Source organism: Nocardia sp. NPDC127579 (assembly GCF_042672005.1).
GTDB lineage: Bacteria > Actinomycetota > Actinomycetes > Mycobacteriales > Mycobacteriaceae > Nocardia.
In genome coordinates this window covers 1-6,038 of record NZ_JBHXVZ010000020.1, presented here as the reverse complement: position 1 = coordinate 6,038, position 6,038 = coordinate 1, and the positions used below count along the sequence as shown (strand labels likewise).

4 protein-coding genes are annotated in these 6,038 nt (G+C 67.5%); all 4 read right to left on the bottom strand.

The annotated features are described in order from the left end of the window. Positions 1–161 precede the first annotated feature (161 nt). From ACFVMC_RS33110 to ACFVMC_RS33095, 4 genes are read right to left on the bottom strand one after another with little or no spacing between them, the layout of a single operon-like run. Positions 162–1,103, bottom strand: coding sequence for a glucosyl-3-phosphoglycerate synthase (locus ACFVMC_RS33110; RefSeq protein ID WP_379216921.1), 942 nt, complete (start codon positions 1,101–1,103; stop codon positions 162–164). A gap of 23 nt (positions 1,104–1,126) precedes the next feature. Further along, positions 1,127–2,704 carry a glycosyltransferase family 39 protein gene (locus ACFVMC_RS33105; protein ID WP_379216919.1) on the bottom strand — a complete coding sequence of 526 codons (1,578 nt, stop codon included), beginning with the start codon at positions 2,702–2,704 and terminating at the stop codon, positions 1,127–1,129. Continuing rightward, the gene (locus tag ACFVMC_RS33100) at positions 2,701–4,308 is read right to left on the bottom strand and encodes an MFS transporter (protein WP_379216918.1); all 1,608 of its coding nucleotides are present in this window, start codon (positions 4,306–4,308) and stop codon (positions 2,701–2,703) included. Before ACFVMC_RS33100 ends, ACFVMC_RS33105 begins: the two co-directional genes overlap by 4 nt. Further along, a complete protein-coding gene (locus ACFVMC_RS33095; RefSeq protein WP_379216917.1) occupies positions 4,305–5,723 on the bottom strand; it encodes a condensation domain-containing protein in 1,419 nt (472 codons plus the stop codon). Before ACFVMC_RS33095 ends, ACFVMC_RS33100 begins: the two co-directional genes overlap by 4 nt. Positions 5,724–6,038 lie beyond the last annotated feature (315 nt).

Below are 6,038 nucleotides of genomic sequence, written 5' to 3'. Positions count from 1 at the left end.
CCGGTCGGCGGACTTGCCGACGATCTCGATCCGGGTGCCGCTCGGAGGTGGCTCCGCCGCGGCGGAACCGAGCCAGGTCGGGGCTGCGGTGAGCACCAGAGCGGCGGCCAGGACACTCCGTCGGGCGTTTGTGAACGCGACGCGTCGAATCATGAGAAGTCCTAGGGGCATCGGAGCGCGGCCGGCGACGGCCGCGGGGTATTCGGACGATCGGAGATGGTCGCCATCGGCGGCCGATCCGCCAGCGAGATGTCACTGACGGTGCTGCGCCAGACGCCCTGATCGGGCAGGAACTGGCGCAGCCCGAGCTGGGAATCCCGAACGCCGAGGCGGGCGAACATCGTCGCGATGATCTGCCGGCTCATCACCGCGAGCTCGTGGGTGGGACGATTGCGATGCACGCGGGTGCCCAGATCGACCTGCTCGATGACATCGGCCCCGAATCGCATCCAGGTGTCGAGCAGGATGCCGATTTCGACGCCGTACCCGGGCGCGAAGGGCAGCGAGGTCAAAAGTTCTGCCGTGGCGGCATATTCGCCGCCGAGGGGCTGCATGATGTCGGCGAGCGGCGGTGCGAGCGCCGTGAGCAGCGGGCGTGCGACGAGTTGGGTGACCCGGCCACCGCCGTAGTGACCTGGACTGTCCGTGCGCAGCGGTCGTCGATAGCAGCCCTTGACCAACTGGGTATGTGTCTCGAACAGCAAGGGAGCTACCAGGGCGGGCACGAATCGTGGATTCGGGTCGATCAGATCGGAATCGAGAAAGACGATGAGATCGCCGGTGGCCACCGCCAGCGATCGCCACAGTGCCTCACCCTTGCCCGGCCGTGGCAGCAGTCCGGGCAAGGCTTGTTCCCGGGTGTACACGACGGCACCGGCCGCCGTGGCGCGCCCGATCGTGTCGTCGGTGGAGCCGGAGTCGAGGACGATCAGTTCGTCGACCAGGGTGCCGACCAGCTCACGCACCGAGGCGATGACCGCGGCGACGGTGTCCTGTTCGTTCAGGGCCGGAATGACGACCGAGACGGTGCGGCCCTGTTTGCGCGCGATCAGATCGCGCAGCGTCCACGATCGGTGGAACCAGGCAACTTCGGTGGTGTGCATCGCTCGGTCCTTTCGCTGGGCGATCAGAGATGTTTGTCGACGACGAGAGTGGTGAGAGCAGGCCAGCTTTCGGCCCACGATCGGCGCCGGTTGTCGCAGCGCCAGACCGTCACACCACGGTCGATTCCGGGAAATCCGAGGGGGTCGTCGAAACGAACGAGTGGCTCCACATCGGAAAAGAATCGACGCAGCGTGATTTCGGCGGTCGTGGGTGCGACGTAGAGGACGGTTGTGCTGGTCTCCGGTGGCGGGCCGAAGGGCGCGAAACCGCGGTTGGGGCTGTAGACCGCAGGCAGATCCCGGCCGGGGCTGTAGTCGAGCGCACCCGCCTGCCAGTAGGTGGAGGTGACGATGACGGTTCGCGCCCGCTGTGCGGAATCCACACTCTGGTACGCCTCTTCGGCAGCGTCGCGGAGGTGTTCCCAGCCGGTGGTGCCGTTGAGTCGCAGACGTGTGAACAGCTGACCGGAGGTGGTCGTGGGTTCGGTCACGGCCACCGGCAGTGCGAGCACCGCCCCCACCGCGATCGCCGTGGCCAGCGCGATCCCTGCCGAGGCGACCAGAGTCGGCCATCGGCTCCTGGTGCGAGCGAAGAAGCCGACCGCGCCCACAGCTATCACCGCCGGAAAGAACGCGGCCAGGTAATACGGCCGAGATCCGGTGGTCAGGATGAACGCTATCTGAACGGCGAGGGCGACAGCGAGGAGTCGGTACGGGCGTAGCGTCGAATGTCTGACGAGAAACCATGCGCCGCAACAGAATAGGAGTGCACCGAAGGCTCCGAGAAGCAGCGCGTGCTGGGGAAGCAGTCCGGCGGCGCCGCCGGTGGCAGATCCCTGTTCGTCCCGGATCACGCCGCCCATCGCCAGCTGCGGCCAGCCGTGGCGAGCCTGCCAGAGCAAGCCCGGTGTCGCGCTGATCGCGACGCCCGCTACCGCTACCCACAGCAGCGGTCGACGTAGTACCGTTCGCGGCCCGGTCACTACGATCCCGGCGGCGAGACCGGCGAGTAGCACCAGAACAAGCCATTTGACCTGAAGGTCGACAGCGACCAGCACACCGGCCGACAGCAGCAGCCGATCGCGGCGGGTCCGGATCCAGCGCACCAGCAGCCAGACCAGCGCCGCCGAGAGGGTGGCGTCGAAAGCGAAGGTGGACAGCGACGCCGCCTGGGAGAGCAGAAACGGACAGGTGGCGTAGGCGAGTGCGGCCAGCACCTGCGCGTCGCGCCCGCCGCCGAACTCGCGGGCCAAGGCGGCGGTGACGGCGATCGCGAGCACGCTGACCAGGATGGCCGGAAGCCGAAGGGCCACCAGCGATCCGGGAGCCAGCGTGTCGGACAGCCGGGCCAGCAGCGGCACGAGCGCACCCTGGTCGGGGTAGGCGAGCGAGGGGCGGCGACCGGCTGCGAGGAAGTACAGCTCGTCACCGAAATAGTCGTATCGATCCGCGCGCAGGAGCAGAATCGTTCCGGTGATGCCCATGATCACGGTCACCGGCAGACGTGCGAACGGCGGAATGGACCGGGGCGGTGCGTCATCCGGGCTGTGCTGTGCTCGCTGATGGTCGATCGCGTGGTGTGTGGTCGGCCGGGCGGTCACGAGATACTCCGGGGGAGAACGAGCGTGATCAGCGTCAAACCGGTTGCGATGGCAGTGATGACCCACAGCACGCTCTGGTAGGCGGACAGGTAGCTGTGCGCGTTGGCCAGCCGAGCCGCCGCCTCGAGACTCGCGGCGGTCGTCGGGTCGCCGATCCGGCAGGTGGTGGAGGTCAGGTCGGGCGCGGCCGAGGTCAGTGTCGTGTGTGCGCAGGAGGCGAATTCGATGATCGCGGTGCGGCGTGCGGGTTCGGCGCCCGTGATCTCGCGAGCGAGCAGCATGGTCGCCTGGCCGATGCCCTCGTCGGCGGAGGTGGCGACTTCGGCGAACAGTAGTGTCCCCAGGACTGCGGGGCCGGCGGCGCTGCCCACCTGCTGAATGGTCGGAACGGTGCCGGACGCGGAGCCGGAGGTGTCGTCGGTGACGCCCGAGACCAGTACCGCCTGCAACGGGGCCGCGAACCAGCCCATCCCGACGCCGACGAGCAGGACCGAGCCGATGACCGCCGGAGTGTCGACCGCCGCCTGGGCGGGGTCGATGGTAGCCGCGAGTAATGCCGTCGCCGCGGCGACGAGCGCCATGCCGAATGTCAGCGTCCGAGAGCCCGAGCGAGACACCAGGATCGGCGAGGTGACCGCGCCGGCTATGGCGCCGAGTGCGCACGGGAGCATGAGCAGCCCGGTGTCCAGTGCCGAATACCGCAACCCCGACTGGAACGTCACGGACACGGTGACGGGGAAGGCGGCGAACAACAGGTAGAACCCGATCATCAGGATCGCGCCCACGGCGAAGCGCCGATCGCTGAACAGCTCGGCCCGCAGTACGGCATTGTCGCGATGTCGCCGCTGGTGTGCCACCAATCCGATCAGCAGCAGTGCCGATGCGGCCAGTAGTCCCAGTAGCATTGGCGGCCAGCCGCTTTCCCGGCCGACCGCCAGCGGGTACAGCACGCCGAGTAGACCCACCGCGGACAGTGTCATGCCGACGGGATCCAGACGCGCGTCCCCCGGGGGACGTTCCCGCTTCAGGTAGCGCCGTGCCGTCAGCACGGCGAGGCCACCCAGCAGGACATCGATCAGAAAGATCGCTCGCCATCCCGGGCGCGTGGTATCGGCCAGCGCACCACCGAGCATCGGCCCCGCGATCGCCGCGAATCCGGCCACGCCGCCGTAGATTCCGAAGACCACAGCCCGCCGTTCCCGCGGGAATGCCGCGACGATGATCGCCAGCGTCTGCGCCGAGACCGCCGCCGCGCACAAGCCCTGCGCGCACCGCGCGAGGACGAGTTCACCGGCGGTATCGGCCAGCGCGCACCACCCCGAGGCGAGAATGAACCCTGTCATCCCGCCGACGTAGAGCCGACCACGGCCCAGTATGTCGCCGAGCCGGGCGGCCGAGAGCAGCGAACAGGCGAACACCGCACTGTAGGCGGAAACAACCAGCATCCGCGCCGACGCGGTGGCGTCGAGATCGTCGGCGACCACCGGCACCGCGGTACTGACCATGGTCAGATCGAGCATCTGGACGAAGACCGCGATCAGGCACGCCGCGAGCGTTCCCAGCAGTGCGGGAGCGGGCGCTGCCGTTCCTGCCGGTGCGGTCATGAGGCGGCTCGCAGCGGAACGGCGTAATCTCCTTCGGCCGCGACGGACGCGATGATCGTGGTGAATCGATCGCGATAGCGCTCGATCGACCGATGTGCGACCGCGGTGTCGGGGAACAGCAGGGTCATCGTGGTGACATCGGCGAATCGATTGATCCAGATGTAGACCTGGGACGGGCTCAGCGAGTTGGCGTACAGGCCACCGTTGATCTGTTCGAATATCGCCACGTCGGTGCTCTGGCGGACGTCCATGTAGGACAGCATCGGCGCCGACCAACCACGTCGGGTGCGGATGGCCGGGTCCGCGGCGACGAGCTCGAGCACCCGGTGCGGTGATACCGCGGTGAGCGCTCGGGCGTGATCGGCCGAGCGTTGCGCGGCTGCCACCGCTGTGGCGAAGGTGTCCTCGGCGCCGAGCTGCACCGACACCGGAATGAGGTTGGTGTACCAGCCGACCGAGGCGGCTTCGCCCGGCAGGCTGCGGGTATTGGCCGGGGTGAGACCGAAATACCACTCGCGGTCGGCGAGTTCGTACTCGGTGAACGCGAGTGCGGTGAAGATGCCGGCCAGGAACCGTCCACCGTTGTCCATACACACCTGTTCGAAGCGTTGTGCCCCGGCCTCGGTCAGTAGTGGCACCGTCACCTGAGCGCCGCGCGTGTAGCCCGGCCCGACACCGAGATCCAGTGGGAACGAAGGGACGTCGCCGCCGTTGCGCCGCAGTAGGTCAACCCAGGTGCGCACTTCCGGTGCGCGCAGCGACAACTGTGCGCCGCTGCGCCGCTCGCGATCGCAATAGGCGATGTGCCCAGCCACCGGCGCCAAATCGGCATCGGTGCCACCGACCTCGGCAAGATAGATCGTGAGCAGATCGGCGAACGAGACCGCCTGCGCGACACCATCGGTGTGCAGATGGTCGACAGCGGCGTACACGGTGAACGCGCCGGAGTATTCGATGACGCCGAAGTCGAAGCAATCCCACTCGAAGGGGCCGGGTGTACCGGATTGGACGTGGGCGCGAATCTCCGCGCCGTGCTGGAACCGGCCGTGATCGACGGCGGTGACGTCGATCAGGCCCGGTACGAGTACATGGCGTCGGATTCGTCCGTCGGCGTGCAGGGCGAAGCGGCTGTGGAAAGTGTCGTGCCGGCGCAGGAAGGCGGTGACGGTACGGCCGAGGGCGGCGTAGTCGGGAGCGCCCGGGAGATCGAAGGTGATCATGCACAGCCGCGAGGCCCGGAACCCGGTTCCCGCGCTACGGTGTGCCGCGAGCAGATACTCCTCCTGCTGATACGACGGCGGTGCGGGATGGACCGTGGCAGCCGCGGCGGCGGCGCGCGCGTGCGGCGTCGGACGCCAGCTGGTGAGTTTGCCGGGCTCCGGATGCCATTCATCGAAGAAGCCGAAATTGACCACCGAATACCTCGATTCATGAGGCCAGGGAATTCCCCCGGCTACGCAACCAAGAGTTAACGGCACCAGATGAATTCCGGCCATGATTGTGTCGAATCTTGTGATCGCATCCAGCGATGTTCAACTCGGCGATTGGTCGAATGCCCAACAAGTCTTGTCGCACAAACGATCCGATGCCTACCTTGAGCGAAATTCGGGACTGGCGATCAATTGACTGAAGGGCGTCCGATGAGGTTTCTCGCACCGTTGGCGGTAGTGGTGGCGACATCGATGGGGATGTCGGTGCCGGCGGCGACGGCCGATCCGGCGGTCGGTGGC

Bases quoted from the DNA above. Each gene is read 5' to 3' on its own strand.
- ACFVMC_RS33100 (WP_379216918.1), bottom strand. From the start codon at position 4,308: ATGACCGCACCGGCAGGAACGGCAGCGCCCGCTCCCGCACTGCTGGGA.
- ACFVMC_RS33110 (WP_379216921.1), bottom strand. From the start codon at position 1,103: ATGCACACCACCGAAGTTGCCTGGTTCCACCGATCGTGGACGCTGCGC.